Below are 26981 nucleotides of genomic sequence, written 5' to 3' on the forward strand. Positions count from 1 at the left end.
CGCCGTGTCCGACAGTGGTGAGAAGTCCGAGAAGGCCACCCAGAAGCGCATGCAGGAGGTCCACCGGAAGGGCCAGCTCGGCCGGTCCCAGGACCTCGGTGCGTGGATCGGCATCGCCGTCGTCGCACTCATGGTGCCGTCGATGATCGGCAACGCGGCAGCCGCCGGCACGGCACAGCTCGTCGCCGTGCAGTCCGTCATCGCGAACCCGACGATCGGCACCATGAACCACGTCTTCGGCGACGCGATGGCCAGTGTCGGCGCGACCCTCGGCCCGATGCTCGCGGTGGTGCTCGTCGCCGTCACCGCGGCCGCCGTCGCGCAGGGCGGGGTGCACGTCCGGAAGCTCGCGCCCGAGGCGTCGCACTTCGACCCCATCGCGGGCCTGAAGCGCGTGTTCGGCGTCCAGGCGCTGTGGAACGGGGCGAAGGCCCTGCTGAAGACCACGGTCGTCGGGCTCGTGCTCTGGTTCGCCGTGCAGGGCCTGATGCCCGTGCTCATGACGAGCGGCTCGCTGCCCTTGTCCGCCGTGCTCGAGGCAGCAGCCGACGGCGCGGGCACCCTGCTCCGCGCCGCGATCGCCGCCGGACTCGTCCTCGCCGCGATCGACGTGCTCGTGGTCATCCGCCGCAACCGCAAGCGCACCATGATGACCAAGCGCGAGGTCAAGGACGAGCAGAAGAAGAGCGACGGCGACCCGCTCGTCAAGGGCCAGCGCCGCTCCCGCCAGCTCGCGATGAGCCGCAACCGGATGATCCAGGCGGTCGGCACCGCGGACGTCGTCATGACGAACCCGACCCACTACGCCGTCGCGCTCAAGTACGAGCCGGGCAAGGCCGCACCGCGGGTGGTCGCGAAGGGCGCCGGGCCCGTCGCCGACGTCATCCGTGCGCGTGCGGAGGAGGACCGTGTGCCGATCGTGCGCGACGTGCCGCTGACCCGCGCGCTGCACGCCGCGTGCGAGCTCGGGCACGAGATCCCCGTCGACCTGTACACGCCGGTCGCCCGGGTGCTGTCGTTCGTGATGGCCCTGAAGGCCCGCGGCACCGCGGCCGGCACCCACGCACCACCGCGGCCGACCACGCCCGACGAGGTCGCGAGCGTCATCGACCCGGCCACGCTGACCGGTGACCTCCGACCCCGCAAGCTCCGCGCACCGCGCACCGCCGAGACCCCGACCGAAGGACTCCCCGCATGAACCGCAAGGACCTGCCGAAGCTCGTCGTCCCGGTGTTCATCGTCGGCATCATCCTGCTGCTGATCCTGCCGGTGCCGTCGTTCCTGCTCGACTTCCTGATCATCTGCAACATCCTGCTGGCGCTGGTGATCCTGCTCACGACGCTGTTCGTGAAGAAGCCGCTCGACTTCTCGGTGTTCCCGTCGCTGCTGCTCGTCGCGACGCTGTTCCGCCTCGGCCTGAACGTGGCGTCGACCCGGCTCGTGCTCGGCGAGGGCTTCGCCGGCGACGTCATCCAGGCGTTCGGCCACGTCGCCGTGTCCGGGTCGATCATCATCGGCGCGGTGATCTTCCTGATCCTCATCGTCATCCAGTTCGTCGTCGTGACGAAGGGTGCCGAGCGCGTCGCCGAGGTCGGGGCACGGTTCACCCTCGACGCCATGCCCGGCAAGCAGATGGCGATCGACGCCGACCTGAACGCGGGGCTCATCACCGACCAGCAGGCGAAGGACCGCCGCGCCGCGGTCTCCGCCGAGGCCGACTTCTACGGCGCGATGGACGGCGCCTCGAAGTTCGTCAAGGGCGACGCGATCGCCGGCATCCTCATCATCATCATCAACCTGGTCGGTGGCATCGCGATCGGCATGCTGCAGAACGGGCTCTCCGCCACCGACGCCCTGTCGAAGTACGGCATCCTGACGATCGGCGACGGCCTCGTCACGCAGATCCCGGCCCTGCTCATGGCGGTCTCCACCGGCATGATCGTCACGCGCTCCGGTGCGGAGTCCGAGATGGGTGCCTCGGCCGCCACCCAGCTGTCGCAGTCGCGCAACGCCCTGATGATCGCCGGCGTCGCCGCCATCGCGATGGGGTTCATCCCCGGCATGCCGATCCTGCCCTTCCTGCTCGTCGGTGCGACCCTGCTGTTCACCGCGTGGCGCATCGGCCGGAACGCCGCGAACGCCGAGTCGGCCGCCGCCGAGCAGCAGGCCCTCGAGGCCGCCGCTCCCTCCGGCGACACCCCCGAGGACCTCATCGAGCAGATGCGCGTGCACGCCCTCGAGATCCTGCTGGCGCCCGACCTGGTCGACATGGTGTCCGGCGCCTCCGACGACCTCCTCGGCCGCGTCCGCGCCCTGCGGCGGAAGATCGCCGTCGACATGGGCATCGTCGTGCCGCCGGTCCGCACCCGCGACAGCATCGACCTGCCGCCCTCGACCTACGCCATCCGGATCGCCGGCGTCGAGGCCGGCCGCGGCACCGCCCCGGCCCGCAGCGTCCTGGCCCTCGGCGACCACCTGGACGGGCTGCCGGGAACCTCGACGGTCGAGCCCGTGTTCGGCCTGACCGGCAAGTGGGTGCCCGCCGAACTCCGGCACGCCGCCGAGATGACCGGCGCCACCGTGATCGACCGGGTGTCCGTGCTCGTCACGCACCTGCAGGCCGTCATCGGCGACAACGCCGCCCGCCTGCTCACCCGCGAGGACGTCAAGGTCCTGACCGAGGGCGTCAAGCAGGTGAACCCCGCCGCGGTCGAGGAACTCGTGCCGGGCATGCTCTCGATGGCCGAACTCCAGCGCGTGCTGCAGGGCCTGCTCGCCGAACGCGTGCCGATCAACGACCTCGGCCGGATCTGCGAGGCGCTGACCCTGCGCGCCAAGGCCTCGACCGACCCCGAGGGCCTGGTCGAGGCTGCCCGCGCCGCACTCGGACCCGCCCTTGCCGCCCGCTACACCGACCAGGGCACCCTGCGCGTCATCATGATCGACCCGCTGCTCGAGCAGTCGATGCTCGAGGGGCTGCGACCCTCGGAGCAGGGCAGCCAGATCGTCCTCGACGCGCACCGCATCGAGCAGGTCCTGGGCTCCGTCCGCGACGCCGTGCGCAGCGTGGAGGACCAGGGCCTGTCCGCCGTCCTCGTCTGCGCTCCGCAGCTCCGTCCGGCCGTGCACCGCATGGTCGCCGCCCAGTCGAACGGGCTCCCGGTGCTGTCGTACCAGGAAGCCACCGCCGCGGGCTCCACCATCGAGACCGTGGGAGTGGTCCGTGCCGCCGACCCGATTGCAGCGTAACGGCGCAACGCTCGACGAGGTCCGCGACGCCGTCCGGACCGAGTTCGGCGCGGGTGCACGGATCGTCGCCGCCGAGCGGGTCACCACGCCGGGCATCGGCGGGCTGTTCCGCAAGGCCCACGTCGAGGCGACCGTCGAGGTGCCGGAACCGGGGAGACCCCGACCGCGCGCGTCGTGATCGCCGACTCACCCGTCCAGCGGATCGGCATCGCGGCGCTGCTCGCCGACGCCGAGGCTGCCGAGGCCCGCATCGCGGGCGGTGACGGCACCCGGGCCACGCGTGCCGACGCGTTCGCGTCGGTGCTCGACGGCTTCGTGGCGGACGGGATCACGGGGAGCGCCCCGCGCCCGACGCGCGCCCTGCCGGAAGCGGACGGGCCAGCGGACGTCGACCCGCGCCTCCAGGCCGTCACCGACACCCTGCCAGGAGGCCCGGCCACCGTCCCCGACGTCGTGCCCGGCCGGCGGGCGGCCCGGCCCACGGCCCCTGCCGCGCGGCCCACGGCCCCTGCCGCGCTGTCTGCTGTCCCGGCAGTGCGGTCTGCTGTTCCGGCAGTGCGGTCGGCTGTTCCGGCAGTGCGGTCGGCCGACGGTGACCTGGTCCTGCTGGTCGGCCGGGCGAACGACGTCGACGCCGCGGCCGGGCTGTTCGCCGTCCGGCACGCGCTGCGGCCGACCGATGCCGCCGACCGGCGGTCCGCCATCCTCGCCCGCGCCGACGGCGTGCGTGACGGCCACGCGGTGCTCGCCGTCGCCGCGTGGGACGACCGGGCGACCGGCGAACGGGTCGAGGCCGACCAGGTCTGGGTCGTCGTCGACGTCGGACGGAAGCCCGAGGACTCCGCCGCCATGGTGTCCGCGGTCGTCGCGCGGCTGCCGGTGGCCGGGGTCGTCGCGATCGGCGCGGGGAGACCGCCACGCCGGAGTCCGTCCACCTGCTGGGGGTCCCCGTCCTGTCGCTAGGCTGAGCGGGTGCTGGTACTCACGCGGAAGGTCGGCGAGCGGATCCTCGTCGGTGACGACATCGTCATCACGGTCCTCGACGCCCGGGGCGACGGCGTCCGGATCGGCATCGACGCACCACGCGGGGTGAAGATCCAGCGTGAAGAGGTCGTGCGGGCGGTCGCCGAGGCGAACGCCGAGGCCGCAGCGGCTGCCGGTGCGTCCGGTGCTCCCGGCGACGACGCCGAGGCACGGCTGCGTGCCGCACTCGGCGACCGAGGCGGGGCCGACCGGGCGTAGTCCGGGCCCTCGCACGGTCGTTGTCGAGCGCGCCCCGCGGTGGGCATCGCGCCCGGACTCTTCGGGGCGCGACGACGCTGGCGGGGCGCGGACGGGACGGAGCGACGTTCTTCGTGCGTGGCGCCGTGGACGCGGGCTCGGCGGGGCGCGGCCAGCGGGGACGACCCGACCCGTGCCTCCAGGCCGGACCGTCCGCACCGGGCAGCTACGCGCGGGGCTTCTTCTCCTGTTCGGGGAGTCGTCCGGCTGCCGCTTCGGCGGCGAACCACGCACGCGCCTCGTCCTGGCGCGCCCGCTCCTCGCCGAGCGCGATCGGCGCCCGCACGTGGCCGGGCTCGTAGCCGAAGGTCTCGATGAGCTGCGGGACCACCGGACGGAGCCGCGCCACGAGCCGGTCGATCGACGCCGACACCGCACGGGCACGCTGCGCGCTCAGGCGGCCGTGCACCAGGTACCAGTCGAGGTGCTGCTCGAGCAGTCCGAGCGCGAACAGGTCGCGCAGCCACACGAGCACCCGGCGGGTGTCGCCCTCGGGAACCGCGTCGAGCCCCTCGGTGAAGGCGTCCCACTGCATGAGCTCCGCGTGGGCGCGCGCGGACTCGATCAGCTCGTGCTGCGACCGGTTCAGGAGCACGGCCTGGCGGGCGCGGTCCTTGCCGGCGGTGTTCAGACGGAGTCCGATCTCGGTGACCATGGTGTCCACGCGGCCGGCGAGCAGCGCGCGCTGCGTGGCGGGGTCGTGCAGGTCCGTGACGCTCGCGGCGAGCGAGCCGCGGTCGGCGACGGTCTGGCCCAGGCGGCGGATGCCCCAGGCGTCCGCGAGCTTCGCGCCCACCTGCGAGGCGACGAACTTCGCGGTCGATGCGGCGTCGCGCGGCGCCCGCTTCCGGAAGTCCGTGAGCAGCCGCTTGCCGACGAGCTGCAGCAGGACGGTGTTGTCGCCCTCGAACGTGACGTAGACGTCGAGGTCGGCGCGCAGGCTCGTCAGGCGGTTCTCGGCGAGGAAGCCCGCGCCGCCGCAGGCCTCGCGGCACTCCTGCAGGGTGTCGAGCGCGGACCACGTCGACAGTGACTTGAACGCGGCGGCCTGGGTCTCCAGGTCCTCGCGGCGCTCCGGGGTGTCGGCTCGCCCGCTGAACACGTCGTCGAAGGTGCGGAGCAGCTGCTCGTGCGCGAACGACTGCGCGAACACCGTCGCCAGACGGGGGATGAGTCGGCGCTGGTGCCGGCCGTAGTCGAGCAGGACGCCCTCGACACCGCCCGCCGTCGGGAACTGCCGGCGCTGCATCGCGTACGTCAGCGCGATCTGCAGCCCGATCTTCTGGGCGACGACCGCGGCGCCGTCGAGCGACACGCGGCCCTGCACCAGGGTGCCGAGCATCGTGAAGAAGCGGCGTCCGGGCGAGTCGATCGGCGAGCTGTAGGTGCCGTCCTCGGCGACGTCGCCGTAGCGGTTCAGCAGGTTCGTGCGGGGGACGCGGACGTGGTCGAAGTGCAGTCGGCCGTTGTCGATGCCGTTCAGGCCGCCCTTGACGCCGTCGTCCTCGCCGCCGACGCCCGGCAGGAACGCGCCGTCGTCGTCACGGAGCGGCACGTAGAACGCGTGCACGCCGTGGTCGACGCCCTGGGTGACGAGCTTGGCGAAGACGACGGCCGCCTTGCCGTGCAGGGCAGCGTTGCCGATGTAGTCCTTCCACGCCCCGCGGAACGGCGTGTGCACGACGAACTCCTGCGTGCCGGGGTCGTAGGTGGCCGACGTGGCGATGTTCTGCACGTCCGAACCGTGGCCGGTCTCGGTCATGGCGAAGCAGCCGGGCACGTCGAACCCGATGATGCCGGGCAGGAACTCCTCGTGGTTCCGCGCGGTACCGAGGTGGTGCACCGCGGAGCCGAACAGGCCCCACTGCACGCCGGCCTTGATCTGCAGCGACGGGTCCGCGGTGGTGATCTCCTCGAACGCCGCCAGGTTGCCGCCGTGGTTGTCCTGGCCGCCGAGCTCCGGCGGGTACGGGCGCTGGATGGCACCGGCGTCGACCAGGATCTGCAGCTGCTCGAACGCCCGAGCGCGATGCTCGATGGTGCCGAGGCCCTCGGTCTTGTGCAGTGCGGGGTCGAGCACGAGTCGGCGGGAGATCCGGCGGTCTTCGGCCCAGCGGCCGAGCAGGAGGGTCTCGACCATGTCGACGTCGATGCTGAGGTCGGTTGGCTTGCTCGCGTTCGCGTTCGCGCTCGTGTGCCTGCTCGCGTTCTTGCCCGGGTTCTCGCTGGCGATCTTGCTCGCCTTCTCGCCGGCGTCGTGCTTCGCCGTGGGCGTGCCGGTGTGCTGCGCGGATGCGGTGTCGACCATGGTCGGAGTCCTCCTGAACTACGGTGTCCGGTGTTGCGCTCCCCACGCTAGACACCGCCGCCGGGAGCCGGGCGAACGCGGTGTGGCTCGGACAACCGGCGATCGGTGCGTGGGGGTCGCGGCCGTGGGAACCCTCCAAGTGCAGGTGCCGACGTACTTGTTGAGCACCCGTCGACGATTGGGCGTGCCACCGGCCCGCGGGGCAGACTGGCCGACATGTCAGGCTCCACCACGGGACACGATCCCAAGCCCAAACGCACCTTCTTCGGACAGCCGTTCGAGCTGTCGACGCCCTTCGCGGTGGAGCTCTGGGAGCGGTTCTCGTTCTACGGCATGCAGGGCATCGTCCTGATCTACATGTACTACACGGTCACGCAGGGCGGCCTGGGGATCGACAAGGGCATCGCGAGCGGGATCATGGGCGCGTACGGCGGCGCCGTGTACCTGTTCACGATCATCGGCGCGTGGATCGCTGACCGGCTGCTCGGTGCCGACCGCACACTGTTCGGCAGCGCGATCGTCGTCATGCTCGGCCACGTCGCCCTGGCGCTCATCCCCGGGGTGGCCGGCGTGGGCGTCGGGCTCGTGCTCATCGCGCTGGGGTCCGGCGGACTCAAGGCGACCGCCACGACGATCGTCGGTGGGCTCTACAGCCGCGACGACCCCCGCCGTGACGCCGGTTTCTCGCTGTACTACCTCGGCGTCAACCTCGGTGCGTTCTTCGGGCCGCTCCTGACCGGCCTGCTGCAGAGCTCGCTCGGCTTCCACTACGGCTTCGGGCTCGCCGCCGTCGGCATGGCAGCCGGCCTGGTGCAGTACGCGATCCGTCGGAAGAACCTGCCCGACACGGTCCGCCACGTCACGAACCCCGTCGACCGCCGGCGCCTGCCGCTGATCGGGGTCGGGGTCGTCGTCGCCCTGGTCGTCATCGCGGTCGCCGTGCTGACCGGGCTGCTGAACGTCGGCAACCTGCCCACCGTGGTCGTCGCGATCGTGGTCCTCGCCACGACCGGGTACTTCGTCGTCATCCTGACCAGCGGCATCACGGCGCAGGAGCGGTCGCGGGTGTTCGCGTTCATCCCGCTCTTCATCGGCAGCGCCGTGTTCTGGTCGCTCTACCAGCAGCAGTTCACCGTCGTCACGGTCTACTCCGACGAGCGACTGAACCGCTCGCTGTTCGGGTGGGAGATGCCGGTCTCGTGGGTGCAGTCGATCAACCCGGTCTTCATCATCGTGCTGTCCGGGGTCTTCGCGGCGCTCTGGACCAAGCTCGGCGACCGACAGCCGTCCACCCCGACGAAGTTCGGCCTCGGCACCGGCATCATGGGCGTCGCGTTCCTGCTGTTCCTGCCGTTCGTCGGCTCGGGCCAGAACGGCACGCCGCTGCTCGCCCTGGTCGGCATCCTGCTCGTCTTCACGCTGGCCGAGCTGCTGCTGTCACCCGTCGGGCAGTCCGTCGCCACGAAGCTCGCGCCGCCGAAGTTCCAGACGCAGATGGTCGCGCTGTTCTTCCTGTCGGTGTCGCTCGGCACCGCCGTCACCGGGGTGCTGTCGCAGTACTACGACCCGGCGAACGAGGCACCCTACTTCGCCGTGCTCGGCCTCGTCGCCGTCGCGGTCGGCGTGGTCCTGCTCGTCCTGGCCAAGCCGGTCCTGAAGCTCATGCGCGGTATCCGCTGATCCACCGCGGCATCCGCTGATCCGTCGCGGCATCCGCTGATCAGCCGCGGCATCCGCTGATCCGTCGCGGCATCCGCTAACCTGAGGGAAGCCACACGGCCGAAGCAACCAAGGAGTCACCCCATGCTCGAACTCATCGCCGGCATCATCATCGGCATCGGCGTCCTCGGCGGTGTGGGCTGCTGCATGGCGGTCGCCGCCATGATGAAGAGCGGCTCCGAAGAGTACTGAGCCCGCTGGGCTACTCGCCGCCGCCGGTCGTGATCGGCACCAACTGACGACTCAGGACGGTCGCGCGCTCGAAGGGGCCGCGGCCGTCCTTCGTGTACACGGGCTCCTCGAACGCGACGGTCCACGACAGCGGCTCGCCGACACCGGGGTAGCCGACGATCTGGTTGCCGCCAGGAGCCACGATCACGCCGATCGGTTCGTCGGCCCATCGCTCGCCGCCCTCCGCGGAGTCGATGACCTGCACGAGCGCGCCGATGCCGAGGCCGGGGGCATCGTCAGGGCGGGGCTTGGGGGAGCGTCGTCCGAACACGGGATCACCGTAGCGGCGACAGGTCATGGAGCGGCTGTGCGGCGTCTGTCCGCACGCTGATGACCCGCCGCCCGGGTGCGCGCGCCGGGTGGTCAGGACACCCCGCCGGTAGCGCGTTGAGTGGTCACCAACTGTCGGCTGCGGTGCCGCCATCCGACAGTTCGTGACCGCTCGGCGAAGGTGAGCGGGGTGTTGCGACCGGCGGGGAGACGGCCGGGAGGCCCGTGGCGGGCCCGCACCGCGCCTCCAGGCCGTCGCCGGGCGCCCCCACAGCGTGTGCCGGATGGTCAGGACACCCCGCCGGTAGCGCGTTGAGTGGTCACCAACTGTCGGCTGCGGTGCCGCCAGGCGACGCATCTTGACCAGTGCGCGAAGGTGAGCGGGGTGTTGCAACCGGCGGGGAGACGGCCGGGAGGCCCGTGGCGGGCCCGCACCGCGCCTCCAGGCCGTCGCCGGGCGCGTCCACAGCGTGTGCCGGGTGGTCAGGACACCCCGCCGGTAGCGCGTTGAGTGGTCACCAACTGTCGGCTGCGGTGCCGCCATCCGACAGTTCGTGACCGCTCGGCGAACCTGAGCGGGGTGTTGCGACCGCCGGGGAGACGCCCGAAACGCCCGAAACGCCCGAGACGCCCGAGACGCCCGAGACGCCCGAGGCAGCGGGGTGCGCGTGGCCCCGGCCCCCGCGTCAGGCGTCGGCGGGGACCCGGGCGATCTCGGTGATGGACGAGTGGCCGGTCTCGGGGTGCTTGCGCATCGAGAGCAGCCGTTCCATCGAGGGCTCGAGCGCCGTGACCTTGTCGAGCGGTGCGCTCACGACCAGCTGGAACCCGAGCCGGAGCCACGCGGTGACCGCACGACCGGCGAACTCGGAGTCCGCCTTGATGAACGCCTCGTCGAGGAACACCGGCGCGAACCGGGGCCGGGGACGCGTCTCGTCTCCGAGCTGGTAGCGGAGCGCCGCACCGACGATGAACGCCACGAGCTCCTGCGTCTCACCACCGGACTTGTCACCGAGCGACGAGTACACACCGAGGTCGTCGCCCGACGTGTCGTAGCGGACCGCGGTGATCTCCATGTGCCGCCGGACGTCGAGGACGGCGTCGCGCTGCGTTGTGCGGCCACGGGCCGCGTCGGGGTCGGGGCGGATGACGGCCATGAAGCGCCGGAGCCGGCGGAACCGGGTCTCGAGCACGTCGTCGGTCAGCTCGGAGTCGACCGAGGCGGACAGGGCGCGGAGCTCCCGGCGGAACGCGGTGACGTCCTCGCGGGTGACCCGCCGGATCTGGATCTTCAGGCGGTCGCGGTTCGCGCCGAACGGCAGGTCGCGCAGGATCTCGTTGACCGGTTCGAGGCGCTCCTCGATCTCGACGACGGCACGGTCGAAGGCCCCGGCGAGCGGCACGAGGTCCTCACCGCTCCACTGCGACAGCCGGCGACGCCACTCGGTGCGGCGGGCGTGCAGGCCGGTCGCGACGATCTGGTCGAGGATGGCGTGGTAGTCCGGGTACGACGCGACGCCGGTGCCGAGGTTCGGGTCGGGCCAGGCGTCCTGGTACCGCTGGAACGTGAGCGTCAACGACGTCGAGGCCGCTGCGGCACCGTCGAGAGCCTGCGACAGCCGTTCCTCCAGCCGGCGTCGGAGCCGTCGGGTGGCGTCGTCGAAACCGTCCACACCATCCGGTGCACCGACCTCGGCGAACGTCTCGGCGAGCAGCCGCGACTGCTCGTCGTCGGGCAACGACTCGGGGGTGTCGTCGAAACGGGACAGGATCTCGGCGGCGGCGTCCTGGCCGTCGACGAGCACGGCGTGCCGCTCCTCGAGGCGCTGCACGGAGAGCCGTGCGGCGGAGCGGCGGTCAGCGGCCTCGTCGAGCGACTTCCGCAGGCGGGCGACCGAGGCGCGCAGGGTCCGGAGGTCGTCGTCGGCGGCGAGGAGCGCCTGGCGTTCCTCGTCGAGGCGGGCGAGCGACGTCTCGACGCCCTCGACGTCGACGGCGTCCCACGTCACGTCGACGACGTGCTGGTGCGCGGCGCGGAGGACGTCGAGCGCGGTGAGGTCCTGCGCGACGTCGGTGCGACGGGCCTCGAGCGTGGCGAGGTCCTGCGCGATCGACGCGAGTTCCTGCTCGACGGCGGCCACGCGGGCCTCGTTGGTGAAGCCGATGACGTTCGCCTGGCGGCGGTCACCGTGCGCACCACGCCGGCCGTCGCGGAGCTGGCCGGACTCGGTCACGCGCCGGCCACCACCACCGAGCTCCGAGGCGTCGGTGACGCAGCGCGCGTCGGTGCGGTCCGACTCGATCCGCTCCCGCACCCAGGTGCTGAACGGCGAGTGCTTGATGGCGAGCTTGCCGGAGACCATCGCGGGGTCGCCGTCGAGGTCCAGGTGCGGTCCGGTCGGCACACCCTCGAACTGCACGCGGACGGGCAGGCGGAGGGCGTCGATCGCCTCGCTGAACGCGCCGAGGCGGTCCTGGTCGACCAGCAGGGTGCGGGCGACGGGGGCCAGCACGGACTCGATGGCCGTGCGCCAGCGCTCCTCGCCGGGCCGCACGTCGAGCAGTTCGGCGACGAACGGCAGGTCGGCGGGGTCGATGCCGGCGGCGCGGGCCATCGCGAGCCGGGCTTCGTGCATCGGCAGGGGCATCGCGCCCTGCCGGTGCTCGAGCGACTGCCGCTCCTGGCGCAGGGACCGCTCACGGTCGAGCAGCGGGTACTCCTCGCGCGTCAGAGCGTCGCGGCGGTCGTCCAACGACGAGCGCGAAGAAGCGTACGTCCCGAGGAACTCGTGCGAGCTGCGCTGCGCGGCAGTGAAGTCGGCCTCGGTCGCGACGGACGTGCCGAGCACCGCAGTGCGCTCGTCGAACGTCGCCCGGGTGCGGACGACGGCGTCGCGTTCGCGCGTGCGGCGGTCGATGCGGTCCTCGAGCTGGGCGAGCGCGTTGCCGCCCTGGTCGCGCAGCCGTGCCTCGGCGTCGCGCAGCTCGATCTCCACGGCGGCGTGCCGGGCCTCGGCAGCGGCGACCTCGGCGCGGGACGCCGTGCGCTCCCGGCCGTTGCGGTCCACCTCGGCGTCGAGCAGGTCCCGCTTCCGCGAGGCCGTCCAGTGCGCGAACGGGGAGACCTCGGCGCCGGTGGCGATGCCGTCGAGCGCAGCCGCCGCGGCAGAGGCCCGTTCGATCTCGTCGTGCAGCTCGGTGATGGGGAGAGGATGCGGACCTTGCGCTCCTCGGTGTCCATCGCCTCGTACGCCTCGTCGAGTGCGGAGAAGTGCGCGAGGGCGCGGTCGGCAGCCTCGTAGGTGCCCGGGGTCTCGAGGACGAGCGACTTGTACAGCGCGTCGACCGTCGGCAGGTGCTGCCCGGCCTGGATGCGCGCGAGCAGGCGCATCGCCCGGTTGCCGCCACCGGAGTCGCCGATGCCGAGACGGGTCTGCAGCGTGTAGGCGAGTTCCTGGTAGGTGTCGCGGATCACGAGCCCCGGCACGCGGCCGGTCAGCTCGAGGTGGTGGAAGCGCGTCGGCACGAACTCCTCGAGCCGGCGCAGGTCGAAGGTGTCGTCGACCGTCGCCATGGTCATCTGGATGTCGCCGACGCCCCGCGCGCGCTTCGGCACGATGTACGCCCGCAGCACCGTGAAGCGCCGCTCGTCGTCGTTCCGGAACGTGACCGCGGCCGCGCCCCAGGTGGTCTGGTCGTCGCCGCGCAGGTTCACGTCGCGCAGGGCGCCGGACTCCGGGTCACGGCGGGTGTCGACCTTGCCGCGCAGGTACGTGAGCAGGTTCCGCTGGTCGGCGCTCCGCGCGCGCCCGGTGGTGGCATCGTTCGAGGCGCCGTTGAACGGCACGTCGGACGGCATCATCACGGCCAGGTACGCGTCCATCAACGTGGACTTGCCGGTGCCGGACGCGCCGGAGATGAGCGTCGCGGTGCCGGACAGCTCGACCTGGCGGTGGCCGTGGAAGCCGCCCCAGTTCACGACCTGCATCGACTCGGCACGCCACTGCGCGACCGTGTCGAAGAGCGCGGGGATCTGGAAGGTGTCGGTCATGCTTCCGTCTCGCCGTCGTCGTCGGTGTCGGTCTCGGCTTCGCCGTCTGCCGGGAGGCCCGGGTCGGCTCCGTCGGTCGGCTCGCCGCCCGGGTCGGTCGCGTCTTCGTGCGCGGTGGTGGTCCGCAACCAGGTGTCCAGCTCCAGCAGGCGCTCCAGGGGGAGCAGCACCTCGACGACGCTCGCCACCCGGAAGCGGTCCGGATCCGAGGTCCGGATCAGGATGCGCGCCGTGACGAGGCGCTCGACGGCCTTCGCCACCCGGCCCTCGTCGCGCGTGCGGTCGGTCGCGGTCGCCGGTCGGAACCCGGCGACGTGCCCGAGGATCTCCGAGCGGTCGACGACCACCTGGTCCGGACCCGGTCGGGCATCGGCGCGCAGACGCATCCGCAGGTAGACGAGGACGATCGTCTCCTCGCGGGTGTACGGCAGGTCGCGCAGCAGTGTGGGGAACGTGCGGCGCTGGCTCTCCGAACGGGCCTGGCGCTTCCAGGCGACCTCGCGGTCCCGGTCGACGTGCAGCTCGAGGAACAGGTCGTTGAGACGCGACCGCAGCTGGTACTCGGCGTCGAGGACGGCACGCCACTCGTCGGGGTGGGTGCGGGAGCTGACGTACGAGTGCCGGAGCAGCGCCACCAGCGCGCGTCGCTGGTGCTCGTCGAGCCGGCCCTCGTCGCCCTCGAAGAGGGCGAAGCTGGACTCGTCGCGGTCGTCGTCCTGCACGACCGTTGCGGGGTCGTCGTAGGGGACCGTCTCGTCGACCGGTGCCGGCGTCGTGTCGCTCACCGTGCCTCCTGTGCGTTGTCGTCGTGGGGGTCGCCGACCGGCGCGTACTCGGCAGCGAGCGCAGCGGTGGGCATGTGGAAGGTGACCGGGCTGCCGTCCGGGCGCACCGTGCGGTGTTCGGCGACGTGCGCGGCGGACTCGAAGTCGTCGCGCCCCGTCAGCAGGTGGGCGAGGCCGAACAGCTCGACCGGTCGACGCTGTTCGGGCGGCAGCCCGTGGAAGGCGTCGACGCTCGAGTCGGCCTCGGCGAACCGGAGCGCGGCGCGCAGTTCGGTCAGGAGCGGGCCGCCGTGCTTGCGGAGCATCTCGACGTCGAGGTCCTCGAAGACGTCGTCGTCGGGTTCCTCGATGGGCGGCGGCACCGACTCGGCGTCCGGGTCGTAGAAGCGCTCGCGCAGGGTACCGACCTCGGCCGACGCCGGCAGCAGGGGAGCGGGATGCGGTCGCGCGCACCGCCCTGGTCCATGAGCGTGGCCAGTCCGCGGTTGATCGAGCGGATCACGGCGTCGAGCTCGCGGTCGCGGACCACGTCGTGGGCGACGATCTGGTCGCGGAGCGTGGCGGTGAGCTGGCGGCGCTGGGCGAGGACGTCCTCGATGCCCTGGCGGAGGATCGTCACGGTGTTGCGGAACGCGCGACGCTCACCGGCTCCGAGGCCGTCGGCGAAGGAGTGGGACAGGATCGTCGCGATGTCGTCGCGCAGGCGGAGCAGCAGGGCGTCGTCGCGCAGGAGCTCGAAGGCACCCTCGAACGCGCGGCCCTCGGGCGTCGCCTGCATCAGGTTGTCGGTGCGCGCGAGGTAGTCGTCGAGGATCTCGCCGATCGGGCGGACCTCTTGCCGGAAGTCCTCGACGATCGAGCGGTGCATCGTCGCGACGGCCTCTTCGACACGCTTGAAGTCGCTCGGGAGCTGCCGGATCAGGTCGGAGATGTTCGTGTACCCGTCGCGCATCCGGTCGTCCTCGACCGTGACGACGTCGTCGCCGTGCTCGAGGCGTTCACGCTCGGCCTGCAGTTCGGCGATCTGGGCGTCGATGCGGCGGATCTGCACGTCGGGGTCCGGCTCGGCGCGGGCGGCCCAGCGGTGCACGGCGTCGACGATCATCGCCAGCCGGCTCTCGCTGATCAGGGCGCGGTCGGCCGACAGGGCGTCGACGAGGCTCAGGGCCTCGAGCGCGTGACTGGTCAGCGAGTACTGCTCGTCGCCGTCGGGGAGTTGGAGCGGACCAGCCACTGGGCCGCCACCCACTCACGGCAGAGGGCACGGCCGTTCGGTCGGGGGTCCTGCTCGCTCTGCTCGTGCTGTTCGCTCGCGGGCACGCGTGCACCCGACGCCTGCAGGCGCGCGACGTGCTCCTCGACCTGCAGGTGCATGCGGTCGGCGGGGACGTACTGGACGTCGCGGTCGAACACCGTGCGGAACACGGCGAGGACCGTCGCGCTCGTCGGTCGGGACATGAGGCGCAGGGTCGGACGGTCGAGGACCGCTCGGACCCGGGCGAACTCGAGGTCGACGTCGGTCATGCGCCCCTTCGTCCGATCGTGCTGGTGGTGTGGCCCGCGTGCTGCGGCCCGGTGAGATGACAAGAGCCCGACGCTGCTGCGTCGGGCTCTGTCTCAAGGGTGGGCGATACCAGACTCGAACTGATGACCTCTTCGGTGTGAACGAAGCGCGCTACCAACTGCGCCAATCGCCCCCTGCACTGTTCGTGCGAGTCGATAGTAGCGGAAGTCCGGCGGTGCACCGAACACAGTGCGCTGCCCGGGTGTGGCGCGCTGCTGACGAGGGTGCCCGAACCGGCCGGATCCGCATGAACTCGGGGGACACGCCCGGTGAACGGGAAGGATTTTGGCGGATGCCCCTGGGTTCGTATAGAGTTTACGTCGTCGCCGCGACAGCGGAAAGACAAGTGCGGATGTGGCGCAGTGGTAGCGCATCACCTTGCCAAGGTGAGGGTCGCGAGTTCGAATCTCGTCATCCGCTCGAGTGTGGGGCTTCTCGAAGCCCTGCGACTCACCAGAGGGTATCCCACCGTTCGGGTACTCACGGAGACGTGAACCTCGATGGTGGGGTGGCCGAGAGGCTAGGCAGCGGCCTGCAAAGCCGTCCACGCGGGTTCGAATCCCGTCCCCACCTCCAGCAACACCCTCCAGATCCTGTGCGAACTCCGGTTCAGACAGGGAATCTGGGCGATTGGCGCAGCGGTAGCGCGCTTCCCTGACACGGAAGAGGTCACTGGTTCGATCCCAGTATCGCCCACCACGAACAAGCCCCCGGCAGGACCACCAGGTCCGGCCGGGGGCTTTCCTCGTTCCGGACCGACTGGCTGGCCGCCCGCACTGCTCGGGCGAGTGGTGCTCGACCACACCGCGCGTCGCCTCCGATCTCACACCGGATGTTCCTTCCAGGAGTCGATCGCGTCGTCGGCAGCGAAGAACTGCGGACGCTGCTGTTGGATCGTCCCGTTCGTGCCCGGGCTGTCCGACCGATGAGGCGTCCGCCACCAGGTCGCGCTCGGTGCGCGCGAGGTCTCCGGGCCGACCGTCGTGGACGGGGCGCGAGGATTGTTGACGTGTCAACAAAACGGGCGTACGGTGATTGCTTGTAGGAACAACCAACTGGAAGCAGGAATCATGAGCACCGTCAGCATCGTCGGCACCGGCAACATGGGCTCCGCACTCGCCGCACTCTTCGAGCGCAGCGGTGCCACCGTGCAGACCATCGCCCACAGCGACTTCGGCACCGCCACCATCGAGGGCGACGTCGTCGTGCTCGCCGTGCCGTACCCGGCTCTGGCCGAGATCGCCGCGTCGGGCCGTGAGCGCCTCGCCGGCAAAATCGTCGTCGACATCACCAACCCGGTCGACTTCAGCGACTTCACGCCCGTCGAGATCGAGGCCGGCAACGCCGCGACCGAGCTCGCAGCCCTGCTGCAGGAGTCGCACGTCCTCAAGGCCTTCAACACCAACTTCGCCGCCACCCTCTCCGCGGGTGCCGTCGGGGACGCCCCGCTCACGGTGCTGGTCGCCGGTGACGCGGCCGAGGCGAAGCAGGCCTTCGTCGAGCTCGTCGCCGCCAGCGGCGCCCAGGTGCTGGACGCAGGCGCCCTGAGCCGCGCCACGCAGCTCGAGTCCGTCGGCTACCTGCAGATGGCCCTCGCGATCGGCGAGCAGATCGCGTGGACCGGCGGCTTCACCGCGGTCCGCTGACGCGACCCCTTCCGGACGGGAGGCACGGTGCACGCCCGCACCGCGCCTCCCGTCCGCAGTTCCCGCACCATCCAGGAGAGGCGACCATGTCCGGAGAACGGTTCGAGTTCGGGATCTTCACGTTCGGCGAGCGGACGCGCCGCGCCGACGGCTCCGCCGTCGCGCCGCGCGAGCGGCTCGAGGAGGTGTTGCGGTGGGCGCGGACGGCCGACCAGGCCGGCCTCGACGTCGTGGGCGTCGGGGAGCACCACCGCTCCGACTTCGCGATCTCGTCACCGCCGGTGGTCCTCGCCGCGATCGCCCGCGAGACCGCCCGCGTGCAGCTGACGAGCACGGTCACCGTGCTGTCGAGCGCCGACCCGGTCCGGGTGTTCGAGGACTTCGCCACCGTCGACCTGCTGTCCGACGGCCGTGCCGAGATCACCGCCGGCCGCGGGGCCTACCTGGAGTCCTTCCCGCTCTTCGGACTCGACCTCGAGCGGTACGACGAGTACTTCGAGGACCGACTCGACCTGTTGTTGGCGCTTCGGCGGGACGAGGACGTCACCTGGTCCGGGACCACGCGGGCGCCGCTCGACAGTGCACCGGTGCACCCTCGACCCGTCGGCGACCTGCCGGTCTGGGTGGCGGTGGGCGGGACGTCGCAGTCCGTGGTCCGCTCCGGTCGCCTCGGGCTGCCCACCTACCTCGCCGTTCTCGGAGCACCCGATCGGTTCGCGCCGCTCGCCGAGCTGTACCGACGATCCGCAGCGGGGCGGCGTCGGCGCGCCTGGGCGTCACGAGCCACTTCCACGCAGCCCCGACCTCACAGGGCGCGCGCGACGAGTTCCACGAGCCGTACGCCGGGTACATCGGGCAGAACATGCCGAGGGTCGGTCGCCTCGACCGACCGGCGTTCGGGGCGTGGGCCGGGCCGCGCGGCGCGCTCGTGGTCGGGAGCCCCGCGGAGATCGTCGACAAGATCCTGTGGGAGCACGAGGTCCTCGGGCACGACCGCTTCCTCGCGCAGGTGGGTCTCGGCTCGGTCGCGCAGGACGCCACGCTCCGGTCGATCGAGTTGCTCGCGACCGAGGTCGCTCCGGCGGTCCGCGCAGCACTCCGGCACGACGGAGTGACCTCCGCCGTGCGTGCGTGAGCGACTGAGCGGCACGTGGGGATCGCCCCCGACGGTCGCCCCGGACGGGCGACGTCTTCACACGCTGGCAGCGGGTCACGTGGCGGGCTGAGCGGACCGCACTGATCCGTCGTGTGCGACCGACGGGAGGCGCTGTACCGGGCCGGTGCAGTGCCTCCCGGAAGACCGTGGTCGCGGAGCGACCGGCTAGAATGGTGACGTGTCATCAAACGGAACGCTCAAAGCGGTCACCACAGGTGCGTCAGTCTCGGGATCGGACGTGGTCGTCCTGGCGCTCCACGGCTACGGGTCGAACGAACGCGACCTGGTCGGTCTGCTCGACGTCCTCGCCTTGGACCTGCCGTGGGCCTCACTCCGTGCACCCGTCGACACGCCGAACGGGGGTGCGGCGTGGTTCCCGATCTCGACCCCCGGCAACCCCGAGGCCGCTCCTGTCCTGCGGGCGACGGAGATGATCTGGGCGTGGGTCGACGAGCACCTCGCTGAGGGCACCCGTGTGCTGCCGATCGGGTTCTCGCAGGGTGGCCTGATGGCGACGCAGCTGCTCCGCACGCGGCCCGAGCGCGTGGTCGCGCCAGTCGTGCTCGGCGGGTTCGTGCTCGGTGCCGTACAGGCGGGGGACGACGAGCTCGTGGCGGGCCGACCCCCGCTGTTCTGGGGACGCGGCGCGGACGATGCGGTCATCACCGCCGACGCGGTCGCCCGCACGAGCGACTGGGTCGAGCGGCACGTCTCGGCCGCGACGCACGTCTACCCGGGCCTCGCGCACGGCATCAGCGCGCAGGAGGTCGCCGACGTGCGGACCTTCGTGCACACTGTCGTCGCATCCGTGGGCTGAACCGACACCCTGCGCCGCTCGGTGGTCCGCAGGGCGCATCGCCGTGGGAACCGGACGCACCTCGGTGGACGCGAGGGTGGCTGGGCGTGCGTCGTGGGGATGGATCCGTCAGCGCCGCGCGAAGAGGCGACGGGTGAGCACGAGCAGCCGGGGGACCAGCACGTAGACCGCGAGCGGGACGACCACCGCGGTCAGGACAAGCGCTCGCGCCGGGATGGGCCACGAGGGGATCACCAACGACTCGACGAACATGCCGAGCATCGCCATCGGGAAGATGGAGATCCAGGTGACGAGCGCCCGGACGTGCACCGAGGCGAGCCCGGGCGCTGCCGGCTGGTGGTGGTTCGTTTCGTCTGCGGCGAGTGCCAGTCCGTCGTGCTCCATCCCGTGATTCTTCCATGGAATGGTTCTCGGTGCTGCCGTGGCGAGGCGCCCCGCACAGGTCGGACGGGGCGCCTCGCGGTGAGCGATCAGTGGAAGACGATGACCGGCTTGATGACGCTGCCGTTGCGGGAGTCCTCGAACCCGTCGTTGGGCCCGCATCGTGCGGTGGACCGTGCGGAGCAGCGTCGTCCTGCCGGAACTCGACGACCCGACGAGTGCGGTCGTCGAGCTCGCCGCGTGCATCAGGTCGATCGGTTCCGGAGCGACGATGCCGTCCCGGCAGGTACTCGTCCCACGGAACTCGATCAGCGGGTCAGGACGACGAGCTTGCCGTGCGCCGCGCCGGAGTCCATGTCGCGGTGCGCGGTGACGATCTCGTCGAAGGCGTAGACGCGTCCGATCGGGACCCGCAGCGAGCCGGACTCGATCGCGTCGACGACGTCCTGCAACACGGCTGCGGGGAGATCGCTCGCCTCACCCGAGTACGCCGTCAGGCGGACCCCGTTCGGCAGGAAGTCGATCGGGTAGAACTCGGGCACCGTCCACTGGTTGGACAGCATCCCGGTGAAGCACACGGTCCCGTGCGTGCGCACCGCGCGGAGCGTGTCACGGAGCGTGCCGGTGCCCACGAGCTCGATCGCACCGTCGACGCCGTCCGGTGCGATGACCCGGACCGCGTCGGCGATCGTGCCGTCGTCGACGACGACGTGGTCGACGCCCGCGTCGCGCAGGACGTCGGCCCGGTCGGCGGAACGGGTGGTCGAGACCACGGTCGCGCCCCGTCGCTTCGCGAGCACGGCGGCTGCGAGCCCGACCGACGACGTGCCACCGCGGATCAGGACGGTGTCGCCCGGGTGGACGTCGATGCCCGTCGTGAGTGAGCCGTGCGCAGTCTGGATCATCTCGGGGAGCGCTCCGACCGTCGCCCAGTCGAGGGTGCTCGTGAACGGGACGACGATCGATGCCGGGACGGTGACGTACTCGGCGTACCCGCCGTCGATCGTCCGGCCCATCCCACCCATCAGCGCGGCGACCGTGGTGCCGGGCGCGAACTCCCCGCCGGGCGCCGCCGCCACCGTGCCGGTCGCCTCGATGCCCGGGATGCGCGGGAAGGAACCGAACGAACCGAGGCCCTCGCGGAAGTGCTGTTCGGAGCGGTTGAGTCCGAACGCCTCGACGCGGATCAGGACGTGGCCGTGTCGCGGTTCGGGTCGTGGGACGTCCCGGATGCTGAGTGCCTCGGGGGTGCCCGGTCCGTCCAGTACCACTGCACGCATCGTCGCCGTCATGGATCCTCCTGGTCGTGCCAACGCGGTTGCCCAATAGTATGTCACGGAAGATTCTTCCCGCGAACCCAAATGCGACGGAGAGACCATGACCCGGCCGACGATCACCAGTGTCCCCGACATCTCGATCGGAGTGGCGCACGTTGCCGCTCGGCGGCTCGGTTCCTCGGGAGCGCTCGACACCTACCTCGAGGCACTCCGTGCCGTCGGGGCACTCACGCGGCTCTTCGTCGTCGGCGGGGACCCCCGGGCGCCGCGCGGACCGTTCGCGGAGGCGATCGACGTCCTCCGCTCGGACGGCCTCGCCCGGTTCCGACCCGCCGCGATCGGGATCGGCGGGTACCCGGACGGGCACCCCGAGATCCCGACCGCGGCGCTCGACACCGCCCTGGAGCGCAAAGCCGTGACCCTCGCGGAACTACGGGTGGACGCCGAGGTCATCACCCAGGTCGCGCTCGACGCCGTCCGGGTCCTCGACTGGATCGAGCGACTCCGCGGGCGCGGGATCGCGCTCCCGGTACGGGTCGGGGTGCCGGGGCCGGCCCGCGCGAGCGCGCTGCTGGGGTTCGCGGCGCAGTTCGGGGCCGCGGACGGACCGACGGCGATCGAGCGGTACGCCGGGCGGCGCGTCACGACGGACGAGGTCGTCTCGGCGGACGTATTCCTCGACACGGTCCTGGCTCGGCTCGATCCGCGACGGCACGGTGCGGTGGCGGTGCACGTCTTCGCGCTCGGCGACGCGGGCGTGACCGCGCGATGGGTGGCGGAGCGGCGGGCGACGGACCGCGGGGCGGCTGGCCGATGAAGGCCGCAGACTGGGCCTCGCGGCTCGACGAGGTGCCTGATGGTGCGGTGGCGCGCTCGGTGACCGCCGTCGCGGACCGGCACGACGGCGTCGACGCGCTCCGGCTGCGTCTCACGGAGGCGATCGAGCAGAACGGCGTCGCGGGCGTGGACTACGTCGACCAGCCGACCTTCTTGGTCCTGCCGGTGCACTTCGCCACGGGGCGGATCGAGGTGTCCGTCGCCGCCGAGACCCACGAGCACGCACCCGAGTACGCCCGTGGGTTCGCCGGGGTCGCCTTCGGGATCGACGACGACGCGGGCACCTTCGAGTGCGCCTACGTCCGCCCGCTCAACGGAGTCGCCCTCGCGCCGCCTGCGCCGCGGAGCCGTCGTGCGGTGCAGTACTTCGCATACCCGGACTGGCCGTTCGACGTCCTCCGGGAGCGCTGGCCGGACGGACCGCACGAGTCGCGGCGGACGTCCGACCGGGGGTGTGGCACCGACTCGCCCTCTCGGTGGCGCGGGACCGCGTGGTCGTCGAGGTGGACGGGGTCACCACGGTCGACACGACGCGGCTGCACGGGCCGTCCGCGGCAGGGGCGATCGCACTCTGGGTCGACATCGGCACGCGCGCGTGGTTCGCCGATCTGCGCGTCGCAGCGACGCAGACCCCTGAGGTCGCCGGGGTGTCGAACGGACGACGAACGGCCGACGTGCTCGACGACGAGCGTCCCTGGCCCGGGGGTCAGACCGCGAGGTCCGCGACGACCTCGTCGGTGGTCGTGACCGTCGCGATGTTCTGCAGCGCGAAGTCCAGCGCGGCGTGCTGCCACTCCGCGCTGAGGCTCGAGGTCGCGTCGGAGACGATCGTCACGGCGTACCCGTGGTCCGCCGCGTCGCGCACGGTGTGCTCGACGGCCATGTTCGTCCAGGCTCCGACGACGACGACGTGGTCGACGCCGAGGTTGCGGAGCATGGGGTCGATCCCGGTGCCGTTGAAGACGCTCATCCGGTTGCGGTCGAGGACGATGTCGCCGTCGACCGGGGTGAGCTCGTCGACGATCTGCGCGCCCCAGCTGCCGAGCGCGAACGACTCCGGCCCGAGCATGCGGAAGATCGGTGCGTTCGTGCCGCCGACCTCGCCGGGGTAGACGACGATCCGGTTGTGGAAGACGGTCGCGCCGGCGGTGCGAGCCGCGTCGAGCACCCGGCCGACGTTCTCGACCACGTTCTGCGACGCGGCGTGCTCGGCCGCGCCGGTCTCGGCGAAGGCCCCTTCCGCGTGGACGGTGTCGTTCTGCATGTCGACGACGAGGACTGCTGTGGTGGTCACGGTGCTCCGATCGGTTCGAGTTCCGGGCAAGTGTATTCCATGTAATGGAACGTGCCTGGCGATCGCAGTCGGAGACGATGCCCTGTCCGCCTCAGTCGTCGACCGAGAAGGCGTCCGCGAGGGCAGCGAGGGCTGTGGTCGTCGCGTCGAGTTGCGCCTGCGTGATCGTGTCCGTGCGGCGACCGAGCTCCTGTCGCGCTGCGCGGAGCCCGTCAGCGAGCGTCTTCCGCCCGGGCTCCGTCATCCGGAGCAGGGAAGACCGGCGGTCGGTGGGGTTCGGGACGCGCTCGGCCAGACCGGCGCGCTCGAGCCGGTCGACGATCTTGCTCGCGGCCCCGACCGTGATCCCGATCTCGTCGGCGACCTCCTGGACCCGAGCGGACCCGTCGAGTTCGTCGATCGTGCGCAGCGCGGTGATCAGTCCGAGGTTCGTCCCCGTGGCTTCGGAGACCGCCCCGTCGACCGCGCCCCACAACCGGATCTCGGCCCGCACCAGGGTGTCGAAGAACCGGAAGCGATCGTCAGGACTCGTCGGCACGCGATCATCTTAGGGCGGCCACCACCGTGCACGTGTCGGCCCGATGGGCGACGGGCGCCACCGCCGGGTCGGGAGGCGGAGCGCTCGAGGGTGTACGCAGGACAGTACCGCGTCGACGCGGTGTACGGCGTCGACCACCTCAGGAAGGCGCCCACCAGATGACTTCTCCGTTCGACCTCACCGGCAGGACCGCCCTCGTCACCGGCGGCAACCAGGGACTCGGCCGGGCGTTCGCGTTCGGCCTCGCCGAGGCCGGCGCCCGCGTGGCGATCGTCGGGCGGTCGGCGGACCGGAACGCTCGGGTCGCCGCCGAGGCTGCCGACGCCGGCCACGACTTCGTCACCATCACGGCGGACATCACCGACGGCGAGCAGGTGACACGCATGACCGAGGAGGCGATGGCCGCCCTCGGCCGCCTCGACGTGCTCGTCAACAACGCCGGCACGTGCCACCACCGGGACGCGTTCGACGTCCCCGACAGCGAGTGGGACGACGTGTTCGACCTCAACGTCCGCGCACTGTGGAAGACGTCGACGGCGGTCGGCGCGCACATGCGCGATGCCGGCTCGGGCTCGATCGTGAACATCGGCAGCATGTCGGGCCTCATCGTGAACCGGCCGCAGTGGCAGCCGGCGTACAACGCGTCGAAGGCCGCCGTGCACCACCTGACCAAGTCGCTCGCGGTCGAGTGGGCGGAGTACGGCATCCGCGTGAACGCCGTCGCCCCTGGGTACGTGAAGACCGAGATGGCTCCGGTGGACTCCCCGGAGTTCCGGCGGTACTGGATCGAGGACGCACCGCAGCAGCGGTTCGCCCTGCCCGAGGAGATCGCCCCGAGCGTCGTGTTCCTGGCGAGCGACGCGGCGTCGTTCATCACCGGATCCGTGCTGGTGGCGGACGGCGGCTACAGCGCCGTCTGAGCCGGTTCGGCCGCCGTCTGAGCCGGTTCGGCCGCCGGCGTGCCCGCGCGGGTCTTCGCGCGGGCCATGCCGACGGCGACGAGCAAGGCGGCCACTGTCGTCAGGACGACGCCCGCGACGGTGATCCCGCCCTCGAACGCCGCCAGCCGGTCCGCCGTCCACGACATCGTCGCGATGCTGCCCGGCACGAGCAGCGCCAGGACCGTCCCGGTCGCCGCGATGCCGACCGCGGTCGCGAGCCTCGCTCGAGGTGTCGACGAGCGCCGCCCCGACCGACGTCCGGTTCGACGGCAGGCCCCGGAGCACGTTGTTGCCCGCGACGACCCCGACGACCCGCATCCCTGCGGCGACGAGGACGAGTGCCGCGGCGACCCAGCCGTACCCGGCACGGCCGCCGACCGCGAAGAGCGCGAGTCCTGCCACGACGGCGCCGGCGCTCAGCCAGGCCGCGCGGCCGAGGCCCACCCGCTGCACGAACGGGCCGACGAAGCGTCCGGACGCCAGGAGCACCACCACCTGCGGCAGCGTCCCGATCGCTGCCAGCGCCGGCGACCAGCCCCAGGCGAACTGCAGCTGCAGCGTCACCAGGTACGACAGGCCGGAGACGGCCAGTCCGGCGGCCGCCTTGTACGCCAGGCCGCTCGCGACGAGCGGACGGGCGAGCAGGCGCAGGTCGAGCAGCGGCTGTGCCGCGGTGCGCTCCCGCTGCACGAAGGCCGCCACCGCCGCGACCGTCACGACGACCCCGGTCCACCCCGGCCAGGAGGCGCTGCCCGCCTCGGCGAAGAGGGTGGGCGTCCCGAGTGCACTGACCAGAGCTGTGGTGCCGAACAGCGCGCCGGTCACGTCGATCCGGTCGGGGTGCAGGTCCTCCGGTCGGTCAGCGGGCACGCCGACACGGATGCCGACGAACGCGAGCGCCGCGATCGGGACGTTGACCAGGAGCAGTGTCTGCCACGGCGCCACCGCGAGGGCGAAGCCGCCCGCCGTCGGACCGACCGCGAGCCCGACCAGGCCCGCGGTGGAGATGACCGTGAGTGCCCGGACCCGCAGCGCGTCGGTGTCGAAGAGCCGGAAGGCCAGGGCCATCGACCCTGGGGTCGTCATGGCCGCCGCGAGCCCCATGAGCGCGCGGACCGCGATGAGTTCGCCGGTCGTGGTGACGAGCGTGGTCGCCAGCGCGGAGAGCGCGAGCAGCACCAGGCCGACGAGCATCACCCGGCGTCGGCCGAACCGGTCGGCGACCGCGCCGAACAGGAGCATGAGGGCGCCGAAGACGACCGAGTAGGCGCCGGTGACCCACTGGAGTCCGGTCGTCGACGCGTGGAGGTCACGGCCGATGGTCGGCAGCGCGACGTTCAGCACCGAGTTGTCGAGCATCTCGAACAGGAAGACGGCGGACAGGCCGGCGAGGGCGATCCCGGCGTCGCGGAGCCGGGCGGGGGAACGGGTGGACACGTGCACTCCTTCGATGAAGAAGTGGCGACTCGTCCGAGACCGCGTGTGCATGCCGTGCTGCCGGAGCAGCGAGGCGTTTTGCCCTCTGCCAGGAGCGTACGTCCAGTGGGGCGTCCGCTGCAAGTGAACCGTCCGCTGCAAGTGAACCGTCCGCTGCAAGTGAACCGTCCGCTGCAAGTGGGCCGGAACGCGCGTCGGTGTCGTGCGAGCCGCTGCCCACGCGAGCAGGCTGTCAGGAGTGCGCTGCGCTGCGTCCTCGGCGTGGGCACGTCCCCGAAGGAGATCCGATGAGCACCACCACCCCTCGCCTGCCCGGCGGCACCTGGACCCTCGGCGACGTGCCGGTCGCACGCTTCGGCTACGGCACGATGCAGCTCACCGGCCCCCGGGTCGTCGGGCCGCCGAAGGACCACGACGAGGCCGTCGCCGTGCTCCGGGACGCCGTCGCGGGCGGCATCACGCACATCGACACCGCCGAGACGTACGGCCCCCGCGTCGTCAACGAGCTGCTGCACGAGGCGTTGCACCCGAACGCCGACGACCTCGTCATCGCGACGAAGGTCGGCGCGCGACGCGATGCCCGAGGCGGGTGGCCGACCGCTCGGGAACCCGACGAACTGCGCGCACAGGTCGACGACAACCTCGAGACGCTCGGCGTCGACGTGCTGGACCTGGTCAACCTGCGGCTCGGCGATGCGAACGGTCCGGTCGCGGGGCCGATCGCCCCGGCGTTCGAGACGCTGGTCGGTTTGCAGCGACAGGGGGTCATCCGGCACCTCGGCGTGAGCAACGCCACGCCGGACCAGGTGGACGAAGCGCAGGGGATCGCTCCGATCGTGTCCGTGCAGAACAAGTACAACCTCGCCAACCGGCAGGACGATCCGCTCATCGACCGACTCGCGGAGGAGGGGGTCGCCTACGTGCCGTTCTTCCCGCTCGGTGGCTTCTCTCCGCTGCAGTCCGAGGTGCTCTCGACCGTGGCGACACGTCTGGGGTCTACGCCGATGTCCGTCGCCCTGGCCTGGTTGCTCCGCCGGTCCCCGAACATCCTGCTCATCCCGGGTACGTCGTCGCGGGCGCACCTGCGGGAGAACATCGAGGGCGCCTCCGTCGTGCTGAGCGACGACGACCTGCTCGACCTGGAGGGCATCGACGGCTGAACACCCGGAGCCGGGCGCGTCCGTTACGGTGCTCGTGGG

24 protein-coding genes, 4 tRNA genes and 2 pseudogenes are annotated in these 26981 nt (G+C 71.7%); 15 read left to right on the forward strand and 15 right to left on the reverse strand.

Annotated elements, in window-relative coordinates:
* Positions 1–4 precede the first annotated feature (4 nt).
* From JN350_RS12190 to csrA, 5 genes are read left to right on the forward strand one after another with little or no spacing between them, the layout of a single operon-like run.
* Entirely contained in the window at positions 5–1198 is a 1194-nt protein-coding gene (locus tag JN350_RS12190; RefSeq protein WP_205462377.1) for an EscU/YscU/HrcU family type III secretion system export apparatus switch protein, read from the forward strand.
* Entirely contained in the window at positions 1195–3249 is a 2055-nt protein-coding gene (locus JN350_RS12195; RefSeq protein ID WP_205462378.1) for a flagellar biosynthesis protein FlhA, read from the forward strand. The genes JN350_RS12190 and JN350_RS12195 overlap by 4 nt, the downstream gene beginning before the upstream one ends.
* Positions 3239–3427, forward strand: coding sequence for a hypothetical protein (locus tag JN350_RS12200; RefSeq protein ID WP_205462379.1), 189 nt, complete (start codon positions 3239–3241; stop codon positions 3425–3427). The genes JN350_RS12195 and JN350_RS12200 overlap by 11 nt, the downstream gene beginning before the upstream one ends.
* Complete coding sequence (locus JN350_RS12205) at positions 3424–4212, forward strand: hypothetical protein (RefSeq protein WP_205462380.1); 789 nt, start codon at positions 3424–3426, stop codon at positions 4210–4212. The genes JN350_RS12200 and JN350_RS12205 overlap by 4 nt, the downstream gene beginning before the upstream one ends.
* A 9-nt stretch (positions 4213–4221) precedes the next feature.
* Positions 4222–4491 (forward strand): carbon storage regulator CsrA, encoded by a 270-nt coding sequence (csrA, locus tag JN350_RS12210; protein WP_205462381.1) that lies wholly within the window; start codon positions 4222–4224, stop codon positions 4489–4491.
* A gap of 205 nt (positions 4492–4696) precedes the next feature.
* Here csrA and JN350_RS12215 read toward each other — a convergent pair whose 3' ends face one another.
* Complete coding sequence (locus JN350_RS12215; protein WP_205462382.1) at positions 4697–6838, reverse strand: acyl-CoA dehydrogenase family protein; 2142 nt, start codon at positions 6836–6838, stop codon at positions 4697–4699.
* A 216-nt stretch (positions 6839–7054) separates the two neighbouring features.
* Between JN350_RS12215 and JN350_RS12220 the strand changes: the two genes are divergently transcribed.
* Entirely contained in the window at positions 7055–8518 is a 1464-nt protein-coding gene (locus JN350_RS12220; RefSeq protein WP_205462383.1) for a peptide MFS transporter, read from the forward strand.
* A 241-nt stretch (positions 8519–8759) separates the two neighbouring features.
* On the opposite strand, the gene JN350_RS12225 is transcribed toward JN350_RS12220, so the two are convergent.
* The 7 genes and pseudogenes from JN350_RS12225 to JN350_RS12255 form a co-directional block, all read right to left on the reverse strand.
* Complete coding sequence (locus JN350_RS12225; RefSeq protein ID WP_205462384.1) at positions 8760–9059, reverse strand: hypothetical protein; 300 nt, start codon at positions 9057–9059, stop codon at positions 8760–8762.
* 685 nt (positions 9060–9744) lie between these two features.
* Positions 9745–11706, reverse strand: a complete 1962-nt coding sequence (locus JN350_RS20935; RefSeq protein WP_461964430.1) for an ATP-binding protein — start codon at positions 11704–11706, stop codon at positions 9745–9747.
* A gap of 80 nt (positions 11707–11786) precedes the next feature.
* Entirely contained in the window at positions 11787–13109 is a 1323-nt protein-coding gene (locus tag JN350_RS19530) for an ATP-binding protein (protein WP_240347295.1), read from the reverse strand.
* Entirely contained in the window at positions 13106–13894 is a 789-nt protein-coding gene (locus JN350_RS12235) for a DUF4194 domain-containing protein (RefSeq protein ID WP_205462386.1), read from the reverse strand. Before JN350_RS12235 ends, JN350_RS19530 begins: the two co-directional genes overlap by 4 nt.
* On the reverse strand, positions 13891–14256 hold the full coding sequence (locus JN350_RS12240) for a hypothetical protein (RefSeq protein WP_461962970.1): 366 nt from the start codon (positions 14254–14256) through the stop codon (positions 13891–13893). Before JN350_RS12240 ends, JN350_RS12235 begins: the two co-directional genes overlap by 4 nt.
* Positions 14169–15418, reverse strand: a pseudogene (locus tag JN350_RS12245) (DUF3375 family protein). Before JN350_RS12245 ends, JN350_RS12240 begins: the two are co-directional and overlap by 88 nt.
* 100 nt (positions 15419–15518) lie before the next feature.
* Positions 15519–15591, reverse strand: a tRNA-Val gene (locus tag JN350_RS12255).
* Between the two features lie 215 nt (positions 15592–15806).
* Here JN350_RS12255 and JN350_RS12260 point away from each other — a divergent pair.
* The 6 genes from JN350_RS12260 to JN350_RS12285 all read left to right on the forward strand — a co-directional run bounded on the left by JN350_RS12260 (position 15807) and on the right by JN350_RS12285 (position 19077).
* Positions 15807–15878: transfer RNA gene (locus JN350_RS12260), tRNA-Gly, on the forward strand.
* Between the two features lie 82 nt (positions 15879–15960).
* A tRNA-Cys gene (locus JN350_RS12265) sits at positions 15961–16034 on the forward strand.
* 48 nt (positions 16035–16082) lie between these two features.
* Positions 16083–16157 (forward strand) — tRNA-Val (locus JN350_RS12270).
* Between the two features lie 371 nt (positions 16158–16528).
* Positions 16529–17104 (forward strand): NADPH-dependent F420 reductase, encoded by a 576-nt coding sequence (locus JN350_RS12275; RefSeq protein WP_205462390.1) that lies wholly within the window; start codon positions 16529–16531, stop codon positions 17102–17104.
* An 86-nt stretch (positions 17105–17190) separates the two neighbouring features.
* Positions 17191–18219: an LLM class flavin-dependent oxidoreductase gene (locus JN350_RS12280; RefSeq protein WP_205462391.1), complete on the forward strand. Its 1029-nt coding sequence runs from the start codon at positions 17191–17193 to the stop codon at positions 18217–18219.
* A gap of 279 nt (positions 18220–18498) precedes the next feature.
* Positions 18499–19077 (forward strand): alpha/beta hydrolase, encoded by a 579-nt coding sequence (locus tag JN350_RS12285; protein ID WP_205462392.1) that lies wholly within the window; start codon positions 18499–18501, stop codon positions 19075–19077.
* Positions 19078–19185: 108 nt separating this feature from the next.
* On the opposite strand, the gene JN350_RS12290 is transcribed toward JN350_RS12285, so the two are convergent.
* Together JN350_RS12290 and JN350_RS12295 are read right to left on the reverse strand one after the other, a co-directional pair.
* A complete protein-coding gene (locus tag JN350_RS12290) occupies positions 19186–19461 on the reverse strand; it encodes a hypothetical protein (protein ID WP_111084103.1) in 276 nt (91 codons plus the stop codon).
* A gap of 305 nt (positions 19462–19766) precedes the next feature.
* Positions 19767–20750, reverse strand: a complete 984-nt coding sequence (locus JN350_RS12295; RefSeq protein WP_205462393.1) for a zinc-binding alcohol dehydrogenase family protein — start codon at positions 20748–20750, stop codon at positions 19767–19769.
* 85 nt (positions 20751–20835) lie between these two features.
* Here JN350_RS12295 and JN350_RS12300 point away from each other — a divergent pair, with 85 nt between their 5' ends.
* Positions 20836–21552: a methylenetetrahydrofolate reductase gene (locus tag JN350_RS12300; RefSeq protein ID WP_205462394.1), complete on the forward strand. Its 717-nt coding sequence runs from the start codon at positions 20836–20838 to the stop codon at positions 21550–21552.
* A 151-nt stretch (positions 21553–21703) separates the two neighbouring features.
* Here the strand turns inward: JN350_RS12300 and JN350_RS12305 are convergent, their stop codons facing one another.
* The 3 genes from JN350_RS12305 to JN350_RS12315 all read right to left on the reverse strand — a co-directional run bounded on the left by JN350_RS12305 (position 21704) and on the right by JN350_RS12315 (position 23404).
* On the reverse strand, positions 21704–21856 hold the full coding sequence (locus tag JN350_RS12305; protein WP_205462395.1) for a hypothetical protein: 153 nt from the start codon (positions 21854–21856) through the stop codon (positions 21704–21706).
* A 422-nt stretch (positions 21857–22278) separates the two neighbouring features.
* Entirely contained in the window at positions 22279–22866 is a 588-nt protein-coding gene (locus JN350_RS12310; RefSeq protein ID WP_205462396.1) for a cysteine hydrolase family protein, read from the reverse strand.
* Between the two features lie 91 nt (positions 22867–22957).
* Positions 22958–23404 carry a MarR family winged helix-turn-helix transcriptional regulator gene (locus JN350_RS12315; protein ID WP_205462397.1) on the reverse strand — a complete coding sequence of 149 codons (447 nt, stop codon included), beginning with the start codon at positions 23402–23404 and terminating at the stop codon, positions 22958–22960.
* A gap of 158 nt (positions 23405–23562) precedes the next feature.
* Between JN350_RS12315 and JN350_RS12320 the strand changes: the two genes are divergently transcribed.
* A complete protein-coding gene (locus JN350_RS12320) occupies positions 23563–24324 on the forward strand; it encodes an SDR family NAD(P)-dependent oxidoreductase (protein WP_205462398.1) in 762 nt (253 codons plus the stop codon).
* Here the strand turns inward: JN350_RS12320 and JN350_RS19535 are convergent.
* Both JN350_RS19535 and JN350_RS12325 read right to left on the reverse strand, forming a co-directional pair.
* Complete coding sequence (locus JN350_RS19535) at positions 24309–24512, reverse strand: hypothetical protein (protein WP_240347296.1); 204 nt, start codon at positions 24510–24512, stop codon at positions 24309–24311. The genes JN350_RS12320 and JN350_RS19535 overlap by 16 nt on opposite strands.
* 127 nt (positions 24513–24639) lie before the next feature.
* Positions 24640–25833, reverse strand: a pseudogene (locus tag JN350_RS12325) (MFS transporter); the annotation flags it as partial.
* Between the two features lie 236 nt (positions 25834–26069).
* Between JN350_RS12325 and JN350_RS12330 the strand changes: the two are divergent.
* Positions 26070–26942, forward strand: a complete 873-nt coding sequence (locus tag JN350_RS12330) for an oxidoreductase (protein WP_275897981.1) — start codon at positions 26070–26072, stop codon at positions 26940–26942.
* Positions 26943–26981 lie beyond the last annotated feature (39 nt).

Origin of the sequence: Curtobacterium sp. 24E2 (assembly GCF_016925595.1) — a bacterium.
Classification (GTDB): Bacteria; Actinomycetota; Actinomycetes; order Actinomycetales; family Microbacteriaceae; genus Curtobacterium.

What these genes read in the sequence shown, in the direction of transcription:
- JN350_RS12295 (WP_205462393.1), bottom strand. Translation starts at nt 20,750, where the DNA reads ATGACGGCGACGATGCGTGCAGTGGTACTGGACGGACCGGGCACCCCC.
- JN350_RS12330 (WP_275897981.1), top strand. Translation starts at nt 26,070, where the DNA reads ATGAGCACCACCACCCCTCGCCTGCCCGGCGGCACCTGGACCCTCGGC.
- JN350_RS12300 (WP_205462394.1), top strand. Translation starts at nt 20,836, where the DNA reads ATGACCCGGCCGACGATCACCAGTGTCCCCGACATCTCGATCGGAGTG.
- JN350_RS20935 (WP_461964430.1), bottom strand. Translation starts at nt 11,706, where the DNA reads ATGCCCCTGCCGATGCACGAAGCCCGGCTCGCGATGGCCCGCGCCGCC.
- JN350_RS19530 (WP_240347295.1), bottom strand. Translation starts at nt 13,109, where the DNA reads ATGACCGACACCTTCCAGATCCCCGCGCTCTTCGACACGGTCGCGCAG.
- JN350_RS12290 (WP_111084103.1), bottom strand. Translation starts at nt 19,461, where the DNA reads ATGGAGCACGACGGACTGGCACTCGCCGCAGACGAAACGAACCACCAC.
- JN350_RS12320 (WP_205462398.1), top strand. Translation starts at nt 23,563, where the DNA reads ATGACTTCTCCGTTCGACCTCACCGGCAGGACCGCCCTCGTCACCGGC.
- JN350_RS12195 (WP_205462378.1), top strand. Translation starts at nt 1,195, where the DNA reads ATGAACCGCAAGGACCTGCCGAAGCTCGTCGTCCCGGTGTTCATCGTC.
- JN350_RS12215 (WP_205462382.1), bottom strand. Translation starts at nt 6,838, where the DNA reads ATGGTCGACACCGCATCCGCGCAGCACACCGGCACGCCCACGGCGAAG.
- JN350_RS12275 (WP_205462390.1), top strand. Translation starts at nt 16,529, where the DNA reads ATGAGCACCGTCAGCATCGTCGGCACCGGCAACATGGGCTCCGCACTC.
- JN350_RS12280 (WP_205462391.1), top strand. Translation starts at nt 17,191, where the DNA reads ATGTCCGGAGAACGGTTCGAGTTCGGGATCTTCACGTTCGGCGAGCGG.
- JN350_RS12220 (WP_205462383.1), top strand. Translation starts at nt 7,055, where the DNA reads ATGTCAGGCTCCACCACGGGACACGATCCCAAGCCCAAACGCACCTTC.